The 17,384-nt window shown below is 45.4% G+C and carries 14 protein-coding genes; 2 read left to right on the top strand and 12 right to left on the bottom strand.

The window, feature by feature from the left end; genetic code table 11:
- Nucleotides 1–81: 81 nt before the first annotated feature.
- The 8 genes from VIG27_RS05935 to VIG27_RS05900 form a co-directional block, all read right to left on the bottom strand.
- Complete coding sequence (locus tag VIG27_RS05935) at nucleotides 82–1,944, bottom strand: hypothetical protein (protein ID WP_394526010.1); 1,863 nt, start codon at nucleotides 1,942–1,944, stop codon at nucleotides 82–84.
- A gap of 137 nt (nucleotides 1,945–2,081) precedes the next feature.
- Nucleotides 2,082–3,068: a carbohydrate kinase family protein gene (locus VIG27_RS05930; RefSeq protein WP_394526008.1), complete on the bottom strand. Its 987-nt coding sequence runs from the start codon at nucleotides 3,066–3,068 to the stop codon at nucleotides 2,082–2,084.
- A gap of 31 nt (nucleotides 3,069–3,099) precedes the next feature.
- The gene (locus VIG27_RS05925; protein WP_394526006.1) at nucleotides 3,100–4,584 is read right to left on the bottom strand and encodes a glycoside hydrolase family 32 protein; all 1,485 of its coding nucleotides are present in this window, start codon (nucleotides 4,582–4,584) and stop codon (nucleotides 3,100–3,102) included.
- Nucleotides 4,585–4,600: 16 nt separating this feature from the next.
- Nucleotides 4,601–5,947: a glycoside hydrolase family 172 protein gene (locus tag VIG27_RS05920; protein ID WP_394526003.1), complete on the bottom strand. Its 1,347-nt coding sequence runs from the start codon at nucleotides 5,945–5,947 to the stop codon at nucleotides 4,601–4,603.
- Nucleotides 5,948–5,960: 13 nt separating this feature from the next.
- Nucleotides 5,961–6,788 (bottom strand): carbohydrate ABC transporter permease, encoded by an 828-nt coding sequence (locus VIG27_RS05915; protein ID WP_394526001.1) that lies wholly within the window; start codon nucleotides 6,786–6,788, stop codon nucleotides 5,961–5,963.
- Nucleotides 6,789–6,795: 7 nt separating this feature from the next.
- Nucleotides 6,796–7,668, bottom strand: a complete 873-nt coding sequence (locus VIG27_RS05910; RefSeq protein WP_394525997.1) for a carbohydrate ABC transporter permease — start codon at nucleotides 7,666–7,668, stop codon at nucleotides 6,796–6,798.
- A gap of 33 nt (nucleotides 7,669–7,701) precedes the next feature.
- Nucleotides 7,702–9,096: an ABC transporter substrate-binding protein gene (locus VIG27_RS05905; protein WP_394525994.1), complete on the bottom strand. Its 1,395-nt coding sequence runs from the start codon at nucleotides 9,094–9,096 to the stop codon at nucleotides 7,702–7,704.
- 324 nt (nucleotides 9,097–9,420) lie between these two features.
- On the bottom strand, nucleotides 9,421–10,470 hold the full coding sequence (locus tag VIG27_RS05900; protein WP_394525992.1) for a LacI family DNA-binding transcriptional regulator: 1,050 nt from the start codon (nucleotides 10,468–10,470) through the stop codon (nucleotides 9,421–9,423).
- A gap of 261 nt (nucleotides 10,471–10,731) precedes the next feature.
- On the opposite strand from VIG27_RS05900, the gene VIG27_RS05895 reads away from it, so the two are divergent.
- Nucleotides 10,732–12,078, top strand: a complete 1,347-nt coding sequence (locus VIG27_RS05895; protein WP_394525990.1) for an Nramp family divalent metal transporter — start codon at nucleotides 10,732–10,734, stop codon at nucleotides 12,076–12,078.
- Nucleotides 12,079–12,217: 139 nt separating this feature from the next.
- Here the strand turns inward: VIG27_RS05895 and VIG27_RS05890 are convergent, their stop codons facing one another.
- Nucleotides 12,218–13,198, bottom strand: coding sequence for a dihydrodipicolinate synthase family protein (locus VIG27_RS05890; protein ID WP_394525988.1), 981 nt, complete (start codon nucleotides 13,196–13,198; stop codon nucleotides 12,218–12,220).
- A 298-nt stretch (nucleotides 13,199–13,496) separates the two neighbouring features.
- Here VIG27_RS05890 and VIG27_RS05885 point away from each other — a divergent pair, with 298 nt between their 5' ends.
- On the top strand, nucleotides 13,497–14,495 hold the full coding sequence (locus VIG27_RS05885) for a LacI family DNA-binding transcriptional regulator (protein ID WP_394525986.1): 999 nt from the start codon (nucleotides 13,497–13,499) through the stop codon (nucleotides 14,493–14,495).
- 109 nt (nucleotides 14,496–14,604) lie between these two features.
- Here the strand turns inward: VIG27_RS05885 and VIG27_RS05880 are convergent, their stop codons facing one another.
- Genes VIG27_RS05880 through VIG27_RS05870 form a run of 3 tightly spaced genes read right to left on the bottom strand, consistent with a single transcriptional unit; the run spans nucleotide 14,605 to nucleotide 17,369 of the window.
- Nucleotides 14,605–14,832: an HPr family phosphocarrier protein gene (locus VIG27_RS05880; RefSeq protein WP_394525983.1), complete on the bottom strand. Its 228-nt coding sequence runs from the start codon at nucleotides 14,830–14,832 to the stop codon at nucleotides 14,605–14,607.
- A 51-nt stretch (nucleotides 14,833–14,883) separates the two neighbouring features.
- Nucleotides 14,884–15,801, bottom strand: coding sequence for an ROK family protein (locus VIG27_RS05875; protein ID WP_394525981.1), 918 nt, complete (start codon nucleotides 15,799–15,801; stop codon nucleotides 14,884–14,886).
- A 5-nt stretch (nucleotides 15,802–15,806) separates the two neighbouring features.
- Nucleotides 15,807–17,369 (bottom strand): cellobiose phosphorylase, encoded by a 1,563-nt coding sequence (locus VIG27_RS05870; RefSeq protein WP_394525979.1) that lies wholly within the window; start codon nucleotides 17,367–17,369, stop codon nucleotides 15,807–15,809.
- Nucleotides 17,370–17,384: the final 15 nt, after the last annotated feature.

Genomic DNA, 17,384 nt, shown 5'->3' with positions numbered 1-17,384 from the left:
TATGAGGGCTGGATGATATATAAATATGGACCGACAGCAAATTTTCACACTGTCGGTCCATATAAAATCACCAATATTCTGTTAAGGTCTCAGCAGCAGCTGGCTGTACTCCACCTGGCCATTGGGATTTTCCGGATAAAATACAACAAACAGCATATGTTTGTTCCCATTATTCACCAATTCACCTCCGGTATTTCCGTTCTTATTAAAAATCAGTCCTTTGGCTTCTGCCTGTACACCATTCGTATTCTGCAAATCAATTCTGGCTAAGAGGCTTCCGGTATTTCCTGCCTCAATATCCGATGTCAAATACTGGCCGTATCTGGTTCCATCCACACTCTGCAGCCGAATTTCCACATATCCTTTTGTCGTACTGGAATATTTGATTCCAATCTCCTTTGTCGCTTTGCCATCCTGCTGCCAATCGGGCGTTGGATAGGAAATAATTCCTTTTTTCCCTTTTACAGCCACACGGCCGTCTCCTTTTACAGAGGCATTGGAAACCAATGCGAATACTTGATCTGCCAATATGGTGTTTTTAGGATTCTTCTTTTTCTCCGGTAAACGATGATACACTTCTGTCCTCGCCGGATTGGAATACAACAGCGTCCCCATTCCCGTTACATCCTCTGAAATAGGTTCCGGCAGAATGGTTCTGTTATTGACCAGCTGCTCCAGATAAGTATCATTTCCCTGTGCACCTGAGTTATTATACCGGTAGTAATTGTATGCAGCTTCAAACATGGGATCCTCCAGCAATCCGTACCCCCGGTTAAATGTGGTGATTGCCTTAGTATGATGTTCCCAGGGATATGTATTGGTATAGGAAACATCATACCCTAAATTGTATTTTGCCATAAACTCAACATTCTTTAACAACAGCCTGTCATGACTTTCAAAAATACTGTTATCTCCCTGGTTATCCGCAATCTTGGCGGAGGTTACAAGAGAGGAAGTAAGTACAATGGCATGAACCATATCCCGGTCGCTCTCTTTATTCTGTCCGGTCACAGGATTGATTATATAAGTCAGGGACCCTCCCGTCCCCTTTACCTTGGGCTTTCTTTGCCATGAGGCCCCGCCTTCTGTATGGTCAGGGGAAACGGAGGCAGTGATACTCTTGACGGTCTTTTCATAAAGATTTTTGTCACCTGCAAATACCGCATAGGACAATGCCCCAAAGTCCGTAAACGCAGCATGTCCATGTGCAAGGTTATCCATATCGTACTTTGACATGAGACCGTCAACATCATTTCTCCAATCCAGCAACCTTGCCATACTGCAGATCACATCCGCTCCGCTGTCTTTATTAAACATATCAATCAGAGCTTTGGTTTCTTTATTTCCCCAGCCGCTATACTTATCATAAATCAAGATTTCCGCAGCACTGCAGAACTTCTGTGCTATGACCCCTGAAATCACCGTACAGTCATATAAGCCACCGTCTTTTAAGCTTCCGATTCCCTCAAACTGATTGGAATAATGCATCATAATGTCCCTTGCGGTTTTTGCATAGGTCTCATCCCCAGTGATATGATAATACACACTCAGATTATATGCCTTTGATGCATTAATCCTCATATCATTAAAACCGCCGCTGTTTGCGCGGGTGATCTGGGTGGTACCCATCTTAGAAAAATCAATATATTGACCGCTTGACCGGTCATAATAGGATTGAACAAGTGCTTTCAGCTCCGGAAACGCTGATTTCCAAGGTTCTTTTGCTCCGTTTCCTGTCGCATACTGCTTCATCCAGGCCAATTCCTGCGCATTGTTTATTATCCCCGGATGTACAAATGCGTTCCTGTCTAAGGTTCCCTTTGTATACGCAGATTGGTACTCAGAAGCCGGTTCTGCGTGAACCACCTGACTTCCCAGACAAAACCATGCAAATACAAACAATGCCGAAACAGCGGCCGCCTTTTGAATCATATCTTTTATCATACATCCTCCCTCTTATTAAAAAAATCTTTATTTACTACATATTTCATTATATAATTATATTTTTTATAAGTAAACAGAAAATTTTTAAAACAGAAAGATTGTAACGCTATTAACTGATAGATAAAGGTTGCCTGTCTCTAACTTTTTTTCTGCAGTAAACCATGCTGTGAAATCAGTTTTTCAATTTCCAACCGCTCCGGCATGACCTTTAAGGCGCCTTTTCTGGTCGTTACAAGTGCGGCGGCGGCATTGGCAAAGTGGAGCATTTCCCCAATATTGGATTTGGTCAGTCCCCCCAAACCGTGAAGCAGCACATAATGCAGAACACATGCACAAAAGGTATCTCCCGCTCCTGTGGTCTCTATGGTATCCGGCATGAGAAAAGGCTCTGCCTCCACGGTCATATCCTCATAGTAGGCTTTGCTCCCCCATTTTCCCATGGAAACTAAAATCAGAGGAATATCGTACTGGCTCCTGATTTTTTCCACTCCCCGGTCATAGTCCTCTTCTCCGGTCAGCCACTGTATTTCATTGTCTGAGATTTTTAATATCTGGCACTTTGAAAGGCCATAGTTTACCTGTTCTCTGGCCTCCTCCATGGAATTCCATAAGGGCGGCCGCAGGTTTGGGTCAAAGGATATCATCGCACCGTATCTGGCCGCTGTTGCAACCGCGTATTTCGTCGCTTCCCTTACCTGCTCATGAGTCATGGACAGCGTTCCAAAATGAAAGATCCGGGTATTCTTTAAAAGATCCGTCCGGATCTCTTCCCGTCTCAGCATCATATCCGCTCCCGGATTGCGGTAAAAGGAAAATTCCCGGTCTCCATCCTCCAGCGTATGGACCATGGCAAGGGTCGTATGGACCTCCGGGTCCAAAATCAAATTTCTGGCATCAATGCCCTGCTGTTCCAGGGTATCCTTTAATTTCTCCCCAAAAAAATCCTTTCCCACCTTGCCGATAAATGCCGTCCGGTATCCCAGTTTATTCAGCATGGCCAGCACATTGCAGGGAGCGCCTCCGGGATTTGCTTCAAAGAGCTGGTTCCCCTGCCCGCTCTGTCCATTTTCCGTAAAATCAATCAGCAGCTCACCAAGCGCTACCACATCATACTGCTCTTTCATGTCTTTCCTCCTCACTTAAAAGCCTTCCCCCTCAATCAATTGCACGCTCCATCCCATAGGAAATAATACTGGTAAAATACGCCCTTCCCCCAAAAGCGCGGACCGTATTTTTGTTCTGGTCATTTGAAGCAAATACATTGCAGGAATGATTGGTCTGATATTGGCTGCTGAACACCTCAATGGAGCTTTGGTCGGAAAAGAAGTGGATATCCAGCAGTTTTTTATCCAAAAGCTTTAAAGGACTTTTCGTCTGTCCCCGGCTCCAGCCGTCACCTTGGTTTCTGTCAAAGGTCATCTGCCCATGTTTTAAATCCAGGCACACCACACTCTTGAACTTTCCGTCGCTCCGAAGCTCAAGCACCACGGTTTCTGCCGTCGTCCGTTCCAGATCCAGCACAAGACGGCATTCAAAAGCCACTCCGTCGCCAGCCGACACATCCACCGGCCCATCTTCCACCTCTACGTTATAACGGACATTTTCCTCCGTCCGCAGGCTTTTAAGCTCCTCCACCGGAAGAAACTGCAGGGTGTTATCCGGCATCAGACGCACCTGTCTTGGAATGGCAAAGGAACCGCACCAATGTTCCTTATAGGTAGGGCCCCAGTCCTTCCAGAACGGCATCCAGTCCCACGCATTGGCCCAGCCCACAATCAGGCGCCGGCCTTTCGCATCGAGAAATGACTGGGGGGCATAGTAATCAAAGCCCCAGTCAATCTCTCCCATAACGGTATGGTAGAACGTTCCGGTCTTATAATCCATATCGCCCACCAGATACACACAGGTACGCTCGTTTAGTCCCATGGGAGAAAACATCAGCACATATTTATCTTCTATAGGAAAGAAATCAGGACATTCAAACATATTACCAAGCTCGCCCCTGCTTTCCGCCATTACATTGACAAACTCCCATTCCAGCAGATTGTCTGAGCGGTACAGCAATGCCTTTGCTAAGTCATCCTTCTTGGCTCCGCACACAAGATAGAACCTTCCCTCATGCTCCCATACCTTGGGGTCCCGGAAATTTGCCGGATCAAAGCCCTTGGGAGCGGTAATTACCGGATTTTTTTCGTATTTTTCAAAATGGATTCCATCCTCGCTGTATGCCACGCACTGGGTCTGGACAAATCCGTCTCCATAATTGGCTGTACCCGTATAAATCAGGAACAACTTTCCATCATGTTCTATGGCACTGCCGGAAAAGCAGCCTCCCTCTTTATGATCGTCATAGGGTTCGCTTGGCGCCAGCGCGACAGGCAGATAGTCCCAGTGAAGCAGATCATCACTTACGGCATGGCCCCAGTGCATGGAACCCCAGAACGAATCATACGGATTATACTGGTAAAAAAAATGGTACTTGCCACGGAAAAAAATCAGGCCGTTAGGGTCATTTAACCAGCCCTCCTCCGCCATGAAATGATACCTCTGCCGCATGAGAGCATTCTTCATAAGGGCTTTTTTGGCATTTATTTCTTTCTGGGCTTTCTTAATATTTTCAAGGTGATGTGACTTTGACATATGTGCTCCTTTTCTGTCAGCGGTAACGATCCCGCAGTTTCTTTGCAAATTCCGTATTTTCCGCAGAATCTTTTCTGCATTTGCTTTCTTTGATTCTGAACTGTTCTTCCCGCTTGGGAGCATATTCCTCCCAGCGCGTTTCATAGGCTGCTCTGGCCGCCTTCATCTCCTCATTTAATTCCACTTTGGGCTGCTCAATGGCAGGAAGGGAGGCTGTAACCGGGATTCTCTTTTCCACCGGAAGTATGGTGAGGGGCTTCCGGGTCGGCATGGTCTGATACCAGTATGCCGTCGTGCTCCAATCATCGGATAAATGATTGGCATGCCCATGTTCGATGGTCACCTTAATGCTTTTTTCAAACCGTACCGGATCTGTAATATGGAACCGGTAGGCTGTATGGATTCCTTCCGTATTGTCCCCTTCATGGAGGATGGTTCCAAAGAACGGCCCATGGTTTCTCTGCATTCCCCAGGCGTGGTTAAAGTAATCCTCAGTTCCGGTACCATTGATACTGGGCATCTTCTCCCCATCAATGAAAAACATGTCGTCGCCTTCTCCCCACCAGCTTCCCTGGTAGTGCTTCACGCTTAAATTACAGCCCACATAATGGCCCGTGCCCTCCGCTTCCAGCACCACATAGTTTCCTTCACCATCTAAATTGGAAACAGAATTGACCTCTGGAGAATTGGTCTGCAGATCTGGTCCCCAGCCGTCACATGGACATTCCCTGTGCCATGACGCATGGAAATAAGCGGTTTCCTCAGCCATAGGTTCCTGATACAGCTCGTAATCGATATAGAAATACAGAATAAACGGAAGCTCGTTTTCATTGACGATCTCGATCTTCGCCTTCTTATTAAATGGCATCGGGAAGTAACAGGAAACCGAACAGGGGGCTCCGTACTTTCCGGCCTCCTCCGGCTTTAAGGAGACATTGAACGGCAGGGAGGTGAAATTCCCCGGATAGCTGTTGCCGATACAGAAGAAATCTCCCAAGGGAGCAAGCACACTGGGCGTATCCTGATCATCCCAGGTGATCCTGATCAGCGCCTTTCTGTAATAAAAGGGGTCATAGGCATCCCATATAACGCCCAGAGCGGGATGGATTTCCATAACAGGGGCGGCCTTCGCCTGCATCTCCGGGTCCAGAAGCCCCGGCTCTTTTACCTTCCGGCAGGAGGAAGTCATCCAGATATGGGTGATACAGGCCGGGCCTTCGATCTCCCCCAAGGTGATGCTCTCTCCTGCAGGTATTTCCCAGTAATCCTGATTGCGTCCGCTATGGTCCCAGCTGGAAAGCCTTGCGCTCCTTGCATGGGTTACCTTTGTTAAATTTTGAAACATTCCTGATACATGATCCATCTTTTTATCCTCCTTATCCTTTCACGGCACCAGCCGTCATACCATCTACAATATTTTTTTGAAACAGGCCATAGAAAATCAGCTCTGGTATGATAATCATAATACTGGAAGCGATAATTCCTCCATAATCCACAGAATATTTCCCTTTGAAAAAGGATATTCCCATAGCCAGGGTATAATCCTTTGCCTCCCGCAGCATAACGGATGCAAAGGGATATTCATTCCAGATATAAAGTACATTGAAAATAACCACGGTGGCAATGACCGGCTTTGCCATGGGAATGATAATCGTTCCAATGAGCTGCCAGAGATTGGTCCCATCTACAATGGCTGCCTCGTCGATTTCTTTCGGAAGAGCCTTTAAGTATCCCACGAATAAAAGGGTATTAAATGAAATGGAGCTTGCCACATAGGGCAAAATCAGCCCGGCTTTCCCCTTTAACCCAAAAAGCAGGTTTATTTTATATACCGGAAACAGCAGGATAAAAGGAGAGATCGCAAGCCCCATAATCAAAAAACTGTAAAGTGCGGTCTTTAGCTTACTGTTAAACTCCATGCGTGCCAGCACGAACGAACTGAGAAACGTAATAACAAGCTCCAGCAGGATCGAAATGACGCAGATTAATAAGGTGTTGGAATACAGTTTTCCATAATCTAAAATCTGCATTGCATTCACAAAATTCGTCAGATTAAAGGAATCCGGCATGGACAGGGGGGTAAGCATGATCTCCTGGTTTGTTTTCATGGAGAGCAAAAACATCCAGGCGAAAGGAAATACAACGATCACGGTAATCACAGCCATCAAAAGATACATGACTGCCAGTTTCTTTTTACTTCCCATTGTTTCCTCACTCCTTTCTTTCCCTGAAGACAAGCTGATAGACAGCCACAACAAACAGGCAGAAAATAAAGGTCACCGTTGCCAGGGACATGCCATAGCCGTATTCTGCATTTTTAAACGTGGTCGCATAGCTGTAGGTCACCAAGGTCTCAGACAGATGGTTGGGACCGCCGTTGGTGGTCTGCTGTACGATTTCAAATATCTTGAAAACCCCGGTAATGACCAGAATGGCTACGGAAGATATGGTCGATCTCATCATGGGAATGATGACGTATAAAACCTTTTGTACCGCCGATGCCCCGTCAATTCTGGCAGCCTCCAAAACTTCCTCAGGTACCATCTTTAAGCCGGCCACATAAATGGTAACAATATACCCCAGCTGCTGCCAGAAATAGATGACCGCAATGGAAAACGGTGTCAAATGCGCCCCGCCGATCCACTTCTGTTTCAGAGCGGAAAGCCCTATGGCCTCCAGCAGGTTGTTTAGGATTCCCACCTCCGGGTCCAGGATATAGACCCAGATAATCCCCACAATAATAGGTGCAATAATCGCCGGTGAGAATATCAGCGCCTTGGAAAGACCGTTGAATTTTAAGTTATTATTTAACAGCAGCGCGGTAAGAAACGCCAGAATCAAAAGAAGCAGGAAATCAACCGCCAGGATTATGACCGTATTTTTAAGGGAAAGCCAAAAGGTCTCGTCCGAAAAAAGCCGGTTATAATTGGAAAAGCCGATCAACTTTGCCCGGCCTATCCCGGAGTATTTGGTGAAGCTGTAGCCGATTGCAACCATAATGGGAGCAATGATATATAAGATATAAACAAGGATTGTGGGGAGCATAAGCCCCGCCACATACCTTTTTTTACTTAACCAGTGCATGTATGGTTCCCCTTTCCTTTAAAGAAAAGTCCCTTATTCATAGGACAGCTGCTTATCCAGCTTATCAAGTGCCTCCGTCGGCGTATAGTTACCAAGCATGACGCCAAGCATGGAATCGTAAAGCTGCGTCTGTACGGCGGAAGAAAGGATCTGATCCGGCTGTACCGCCGGGCTTTCCCAGTTATCCTTCATGGCATTCATAACAGCCTTTAACGCATACTGTCCGTCGGCTGCTTCGATTCCGGTATAGTTGGTTGCGGGGAACACAGAGCCTTCATAGGATATCTTTGCCGCGTCCTTACTGTAATAGAATTCCAGGAATGTATATACCGCCTTCTCGATTTTCTCATCCTCTGCCACCTTAGCACTCACGCAGATGGGTGCCGAAGGAACCTTCATGGCTCTTTTTTGTTCAAAGCTGCTGTCTGAAAAAACAGGTCCCCACCAGAAGCCTATCTGATCTCCCATCTTCTCATCCAGTTCCGCACAGTCCCACGCTCCCGTATTGAGCATCGCCGCCGTACCTGCCTCAAAGTTGGTCTTTGCGTCAAAATAGCTTAATGTGGACATATTTGACGGAAATGCTCCTTTTTTGCCAAGCTCCTCCAATTTTTCAAAGAACTTTATCATGTTCTCGTTGGAAAACATCTCTTTTCCGTCCAGAATATCGTGGATATAATCGGAGTATCCGTACCGGTCCATGGCTGCCAAAAATCCCCAAACCGCATAGGCATCCGTACTTCCCTGAGCTACGGGAGTGATGCCGGCGGCCTGGAATTTCGGGATCATCTCAAGCAGTTCCTCATAGGTGGTTCCATTGACCGGTTCCTGTACTCCAGCCTTTTTGAACGCTTCCTTATTATAGAAAAAGCCCTCCACATTGCACTGATAAGGCAGTCCATACTGGATTTTATCCTGAAATGCTTCCTTTACGCTGGTATCTAAGGCTTTGTCCACCTCCGGATATTGGGATAAAAAGCCGGATAAATCCAGCAGATACCCGGCTTCTGCATATTCCGGGCCGGATGCGGAGTCCAGCCAGAAAATTTCCGGAAGAGTTCCATCTGCTGCCTTCAGCTTTAAGCTGGTATCATGGGCCGATTTTTCAGCCGCCTCGAACTCTACCCGATACTTCCCCTTGTATTTTTCATTAAATGCCTCCACGATTTTGTATGTGACCGACTCCTGATGCTCCGGATCTGCCACATGAATTCCAAATTTGATCGCCGTCTCTCCTCCTGATTCGGAGTCCATTGTTTTCTTTGTGCTTTCTTCCCCCTTGGGACCATCTGTTTTGGCCGTTTCCTTTGTGCCTGATGCTGCCGTTGTATCCCCCGTTTTTGTGACGGAACTTCCGCCGCTGCAGGCCGCTAAACAGGAGGCGGCTGCCACTGCTGCAAGTCCGATCCATAACCCCTTCAATCTCATAGTACCTCTCCTTTCGTTTTCTCCATGTGGAACGCGTTCCATATGGTTCCTTTTTTAAGGATTTATCGAAAATAGATAAATCCCATACGTTTTCCCCGTTCCCATTCATTATCTGCAGCATATCAATTGCAGAACTGCTGCTGTTTCGTGAGGACCACTGTTTTTTTTACTGAATTCTGTCCTCTTGTTGTTAGTTTATATCAAAGAATTCCATTTGTCAATAGATTGCAGTGTAAAAACGTGTACATTTTTATTCGATGGAAAGGGTTCCATGCATAAATAATTTGTGCATTATTCACTACACTTCCAATTTGCCCGCTGTTTTCACGTAGTTCCACCTTCCCGCAGGAAAACATCTACCATGATCCGGATGTCCTTCAGCCCTTCTTCTTCTCCATTTCCCCCCTCAATTTTCTTTACGATTAATTCCGTACACTTTTTTGACAGCGTCTCGATTGGCTGGACGATGGCTGTGACTTCCGGATAAATATTGGTGGTAAGCAGGGTTCCGTCATAAGCAACAATCTTTAAATCCTCAGGAATCCGTTTCCCCTGGGTAAGTGCTGTCTTCATATAAGAAACTGCCATCAAATCCGCACCAAAAACTCCGTCTATTTCCGGATTTTTAAAAAACACTTCTTCCGCCACCTGCTGAAAATAGTCTGCGTCAAACCGGTTCCATTCCAGCTCATAAGTCATAACGGGAATTTTAGCATTCTCCATACGCCTGGCAAAGGCCGTATGCCTGTCATGGGCGGGAGAATTCACTGCCTTGGACCCCTGGAACTGGATCACATGGGTACAGCCGGCTTCAATAAGACGCTCCGCTGCCATGGTCCCCCCCTTCCAGTGGTTTACTCCCACAACCGGTATATCCTTTCCCAAATACCGGTCAAAGGAAACAACCGGTTTGTCTGTCTTTAAGTAATTCTCTATATCCAGGGAATGGACGCCGGTAATGATGCCGTCAACCATATGGCGGTCCAGCATGTCAAGGTATTCCCGTTCATAATTCTTGGTCTTGAAGGTACTGCATACCATTGTCTTAAACCCGTATTCATACAAATCGCTTTCGATTGCCCGGACAAGATCGGAAAAAAACGAATAAGCGATGTCCGGTACAAGCACCGCAATGATCCCGGTCTTTTTATGATACAGGTTCCTGGCCAGCTCATTGGGTGTATATTGAAGTTCCTTCATAGCCAGCTCGATCTTCTTCTTCGTTTCCTCAGATACATATCCTGTTTTATTAAGGGCTCGTGATACAGTCCCCACGCCGACTCCCGCTAATTTTGCCACATCCTTGATCCCTGCCATCTTATCATCTCCAAACACTTCTTTACTTTTTATAATCCATAATTTCCATTGTATCATTCTCTCCCGGTAATAGCAATCAGCGGGCGGTAAGATATCCGTTTTGCCGGCCCAAGAACAAATAGCCGGATCGACATTGTGTGTATTTGGTTGAAAATACAATAAAATGCAACATTTTGCAGGAATGTTTATAATTATTGACTACATTTAAGAAAGTGTTATAAAATAAACCAACAAAAACAAACGATTGCATGCAAGTTTTGTTGGTTTATTTTCACAGTATTTACCGATTGATCCTATTCGATGAGAAGGAGGCTATTTATGGAAAGCAATGATGCAGGAGTTTTAGGTTTTGCACAGAAGTCTAATGATAACATGGAAGTTTCTGCTGATAATGTATTAGGGTTTGATCCAGGAACCGTCAAGCGTCTTCCGGTAACGGAATTATTAAAAAAGGTGGGACCTGGGTTTATTTTGGCAGGGATTGTACTTGGGCCGGGGTCCCTGACAACATCGGCTATGATCGGAGCACAATACGGATACCGTCTCCTTTGGATTATGATCCCCGTGTTATTTATGGGAACTACATTCATGCTGACAACTTACAGGCTGTCAATGCTGACAGGAATGCCTTCCATTCATGCGATCCGACATTATTACGGAAAGACCGCCGCAGGTTTTGTTGGCATTGCCACGTTTTTAGCCTGTATGTTCTTTACAATCGGAAATATTTCCGGCATAGGTGCAGGGATGAATTTAATATTTGGAATCAACTGGAAGTCAGGGGCTATGATAATTATGGCTGCCATTCTATTCTGCTATTTTTCCAAGAACGTTTATAATAAAATAGAAAAAGGGATTATGGCTGCGCTTTGTGCGATGACAATTGCCTTTTTAGTCGTCCTTATCATGTCCGGCGGACCCGAACCGGGGGAAATGGCCAGAGGACTTTTACAGTGGAAGTTTCCCCGAGGAAGCCTTCCTGTAATTATAGGTTTTATTGGTTCCAGTGCTTCTCTCACCACAGGTATTTACGGAACATATCTGGGCAATGAAAAGAAATGGAAAAAGCAGGATTTGTTTAATGGAGTCATGATGACCGACGCGGCAGCACATATTTTTGGAGTAATCATTATCAGTATCACAATTATCCTGGTAGGTGCAATTGTCATGAATCCGACCGGTGCAGCGATCAGCACTCCTGCTGATCTGGCTGCTATGCTGGTTCCTGTACTGGGAAATACGGCTCCTCTCGTTATGGGGGTCGCCCTTCTTGCCTCAGCTTTTTCCGCCATTTTAGGAAATACTGCAAGGGGCGTTGTACTGTTCAGTGCAGGTGTCAACCAGCCAACAGCGTTAGATGGAAGGAATATCAAACTTGGTTCCATGATGGTTCTTTTTGTAGGTACGGTCATTTGCTTCAGCTATGGAAAATCTCCGGTACAATTAATTTATTTTTCCAATGTGGCCACCGGCGTTGCGACCCCCGTAGCGGGATTATTTATTACCCGGATGATTTGGAGGAAAGACATCAACCGTGGGATTAAAGAACCAAGAGCACTGCAGGTTTGTATGACAATCAGTTACATATTCTACTTATTTGTAACCATATATGCATTATCTGGCGCAGTTTTAAAATTCATAAATTCAATTGCAGTATTATTCTAAATAAAAAGAAAAGCATAAACGATTTCTGCAAAAGACTGGAATTGCCTGGATAAACCACGAGAGAAAGCCGGGATCGGATTGAATTTCGATCCCGGCTTTCTCTCATGCTTGATACAAAAATTTGTATTTGCTTTAACGGTCAGGATTGATCCCGGAACTGGTTCATGTCAACTTTAGCAAGTCCGCTGCGTTCAAGACCCAGAGCAATCCAGTCCTTTTCTTCCTGATTCAATGGCAGTACGGGTTTACGCATGAGTCCGGAGGTGAAGACTCCCCGCTGCACCAGCGCTTCTTTCAAACGTGCATGCGCTTCCCCGGACGGCTGACCTCCGCCATAGATTGCCTGAGAAATATGGTAAATCCGGTCCGACCAGTCCTGTGCTTCCTTCAACGTATGTTTGTCGGGATTTTTAAATACTTCCCATGCCGGGCAGATTATTTCTGGAACGCAGCCTGCAAAGCCGATCAAAGCGCCATCCATTCCAGGGAACCAGCTAACGCACAGTGTCTCGTCGTGGCACGTAATCAGAGATATGTCCGGACACTCCTTGCGAAGCAGGCGTACATCATGCTCATAGACAGAAGTAACGCGGGTTCCCATTTTGATGCATTTCACATGTTCAATTTCCCTGCACATTTTAATCAAGGTCTGTACCGGATAAAATGCCTTACTGATTGCCGGATATAAGTGAATGATAATATCAATGTCAGCACCTTCCGCTACGTCCTTGACATACTCAAACGGTGCATCCTCATGCATTCCAAAACGGAGCCACATATGAGGAGGCATTAAAAGAATTCCATCCGCCCCGGCTTCCTTTGCTTCTTTTGCCATTTCGATGGACTCTGCGGTATTTTCGCAGTTGATTCCTGAAATAATGGTCATGACATCTCCACATTCTTCCCTGCAGATTTCAACCACCCGTTTCCGTTCTGAACGGGAAAGACCTGTAATTTCCCCAGTATGGCCATTGCATACTAACCCCTCGATTCCCTTTCCATAAAATGTTTTGATCCAGCGAAGATATGCACGGAATTCTTTTTCATCAATAGAATAATCCTCTTTTAAAGGAACAGAAACAGCCGGGAATATTGTTTTGAAATTCTTAGTTTTTGCCATAATATTTCTCCTTTCACTCGGTCATTTGTTTGATATGTAAGCACTGCGCACATGCTTCAAGATTTAATACAAACGTTTGTATCTCTTGTGTAATTCTTTTATATCACTTGCGATTTATGGCGTCAACATTACAGAAGGTTCCTGCAATTTTTTGCATGATTTCAAAGGATTCTCGGGGATTTGCAGTGGTATTGACAGAAAAGACCGGAACTACTATAATGACGTCATGAGAAGCAAACGTTTGCATAAGTTTAAGGAACGATTGATTGGATTGTAAGAGAAAGGAGACAGACCGCGTATGGCAACTTTAAAGGATGTAGCAAAACTGGCCTGTGTTGATGTAAGTACGGCCTCCAGAGCACTGAACAACACCTCCTACGTCCATCCGGAAACAAAAAAAAGGGTATATGCTGCCGTCAAGCAGCTCAGTTACCACCCCAATCTTTTGGCAAAAGGTCTTCGTCAAGGGAAACGCCATACCATAGGGGTGGTGGTCCCCAGTATCAGCATGTCCGTGTTTTCGGAGATTACCCAAGGGATAGAGCTGGAAGCCCGAAAGTTTGGATATGAAACCCTGATCTGCTGTACCATGGATGACCCCAATGTGGAAAAAGAGTGTTTAAACCGGTTAAGAAATGGGTTTGGAGACGGTATTATCATCGCTTCCACTGGGGAAAACGCCCGCTTGATACGCGATATCAGGGACAGTGGAATATCGGTTGTCCAAGTGGTGCGGCGGCAGGATAAAACCATGAGCAGCGTTGTAACGGATTATCACGAAATCGCTTATAACGGAGTCAAATACCTGGTATCAAAAGGCTGCCGCCATATCGGTCTGATGAATGGGTTTTCCAAACTGATTCCATACCGTGACCGCTACCGCGGCTACCATGATGCCATTTACGAATGTGGTTTGACTGAGAATGTGGCTGGACTCTCCGGTCCCTCCCACAATTATTTTAAGGAAGGCTTTGAAGGAGTATATCAGCTGTTGGAGCAGGACCCCCATCTGGATGCCATTATGGCTGCGGTAGATATGTATGGGATCGGTGCTATCAGGGCACTGAAAAAAGAGGGGATAAAATTCCCCCAACAGATCAAGGTCATGAGTCTTACCGGACACTGTATCGGTGATATGCTTGAAACTCCCATGACCTCTATGGAAATGCCGGCTATGGAAATGGGCAGCAAAGCAGTTGAGCTTTTAATAGGAGAAATGGAGGCCGCACAGGAAATTGTTCCTGCGTATCAGCACATTATATTCCACGCTTCTCTGGCAGAACGGGAAACCACATAAACCGTAGAATCAAATTTATTTTATACCGAAATTCGTCCCTCTGCGGTTTCATGCAGAGGGACGATACCAGACAACACTATGCGATTTTTAATTGCGCACCGAAGGCATCCTATACGATAAAATCAGAAAATTTTTCATCCACTAACTCTTTATCCTCTGTGTTTGCAACTAATTCAAGCTCTTCTTCCAAATTCAGGCTGAATATCCCCATAATAGACTTTGCATCCACCGTATACTTTCCCTGTGATAAATCCATATCACAATCAAATTGACTGCATATGCGGTTAAACTCCTGAACTGCACCAATTGTCGAAATCTTTACCGATCTTTTTATCATACTTTCTCTCCCTTTATTTTATATTTTTTCCTGATTGATCTTAAATACTCTTTATCTCGCTTTATTCAAAAAGTGATAGAGTGCACCAACCAGATTGGAATCGTTGAAATACCGGCAGGCCGTCACAACCGGTGTGGGAATGAATGGGGAAAAGTTACGGAATGGATGCTTTTCACACAATTCCTCTACGTTTTTTTTCACATACCGGATCAAAAGCGGCTGCTGGCTAATCCCTCCTCCAATGGCAATTACTTCTGCATCCAGCACGGTCTGTAAATTATAGATCTGCACCGCAAGTCTTTTTGTATATTGATCCAATGCTTTTAACACCCGCTCATCGCCTTTGTTGGCCATTTCAAAGATCTTTATCCCGTCAAGCTCTTTTTGCGGGATTCCCGTTTCTATGGACGTATCCTTTGCTAACGCATCCACCCCATTGGTCGATCCCCAATAACCCTCCGTCTGATCCAGGCATCCTTCATTTACTGCCAGATAGCTGAATTCTCCTGCCGAAAAATGATTTCCCTTGTAAAGGCTTCCATTTATAACCAGCCCTCCTCCAACTCCTGTTCCAAGAACAAGGACGATGCCATTTTTAACCTCCTTCAGACTTCCTTTCCACAGTTCTGCCAGAGCCACACACTTCCCATCGTTTTCAATGGTAACCGGTACCTTACACCGCTCTTCTAAAAGTTCCACCATATTTTGTCCGGAAATGTAGGTCAGAGAACCGCCTGTGTAGCAATACCCGGTATCACTGTCCAGAATCCCGGGGCTGCTCATGGCAATCCCTTTCACCGTTTTCTCATACCGCTGATAAATAGATTCTAAAACCTCCAGATAATCCTCTAAAGTATATTGATCATACGGAGGGGTCTTTACCTTGCCTTTTTCAATAATTTCTGCATTTTCATTCATAACAGCATATTTGATAAAGGTTCCTCCTGAATCAATGACAAGATATTCCATTTCCTTCACTCCTCATTTGTTAATTTCCGAAGCAGATAAGAAGGGGTACAGCTCCAGGCGTGGCAATGGCTGTTGACGGCAGATGAACCATAGGGCGATTCCTGAGGATTATCCGGATTATATAATTCCCAGAAGGTATCTGCTCCCTGTAACAGCATACCTCCCCAATAATACTTCATGTAGTCTATGGCCTTTTCCTTCTCCCCGCAGAGATTCAATGCTTCTACAAAATGATGATTCATATAGGGAGTGACCATGCTCATCTCCGGTTTCAGTTCCACGATACGATCCAACAGCATTCTGGCTTCTTCCCCTGCTTTTACACCGGCCAGTATCATCCACACCTGGCTTGCATAGGAAATCTGACGTTTTTCACCGCTGACAAATACCCCTTGTTTTTCATCCCAAAAATAATCAAGGGCTGCGCTGACACACCGTTTTCTCTCTTCCTCCAGTTTTGCCGCAAGTTTCTCCTGACCGAAAGCATTGGCCATAGCAATGGCGTCCTTCAGCACATAGATATAGATTGCCTGGGCACTGGCCTGTTTATTCAGTCCTTCTTTCCAGTCAACAAAGCAGCTGTCACCAGCTTCCTCCGAAACCACGTTTCTTTCATCGAAGCACATTCTGGACAATTCAATCTGACGGTAAGCGGACGGCCACAGTTCTTCCACCGTCTCTTTATCATTGGTCGCTTCATAATACTCTTTTAAAGCGGAAAGGAAAAGCAGGGAATAATCAAACATAAACGTATCATCCACCAGATACTCCGGTTCCGTAAAAAGACAAGCACCGATGGCTCCATCCTCCCTGGTAAGCCCGGCAAATAAATACATACACCGTTTTACCAGTTCATTCTCCTGAAACGTTGCATAATTTGCCAAAGCCTGAAGCCTTAAATCTCCCAGCCACAGTCTCCGGTCACGCTTCGGTCCATCTTCAAACACCGATTGCATACAATTTTGAAGCGTCCTCAGACTGACTTTATCCATCTGCCGGAGAACCGGATCTGATGCAGAAAACGGCTCGATGTTTTCCATATCTACCGCCGAAACTGCCCTGCAAACCACTTCCTCCACTACAACCTGGAATTTTACAGAAGTATCAACCGCATATATTTCCAAAAACCGGAACGCATACCGCCTTGGCAGATGCAGCCAGGCCGGCAGAACATCCACATGAATGTATTCTTCCTGAATCCAGCCGCGGCTGATCCATCCATTATATTCCTCTGAATTTTCCTTAATTTCTTTTGGAACCTCACCGAATTTCAGTCTTAAATAAGCCGGTGCATCCTGAGGACTTCCTACGGATTTCAGCTTTAAGCTGACGTAGCCTACCTGATGGTCACCAAAATCCAGAACCAGGGAATCCCCTTTCTTTAGTGAAATACGGTCTAATTCACCAATATCCGCTCTTGGTTCCACCTTCCCATCATCACCGATGGATACGATTTTAATCGGTTTTACCTGCTTTTCCAATAGCTTAGGTTCCAGCTTTTTTGCCTTTTCCACAAAATTATCATTCGTAACTCTCTTCATATTTAAATCAATACTAACTTTTGCCATAATAAACCTCTTTTC

This window comes from Lacrimispora sinapis (assembly GCF_043633585.1).
Lineage (GTDB): Bacteria > Bacillota > Clostridia > Lachnospirales > Lachnospiraceae > Lacrimispora > Lacrimispora sinapis.
Note: the sequence above shows the minus strand (reverse complement) of the source record. Positions and strands in the feature narration are given on the sequence as shown.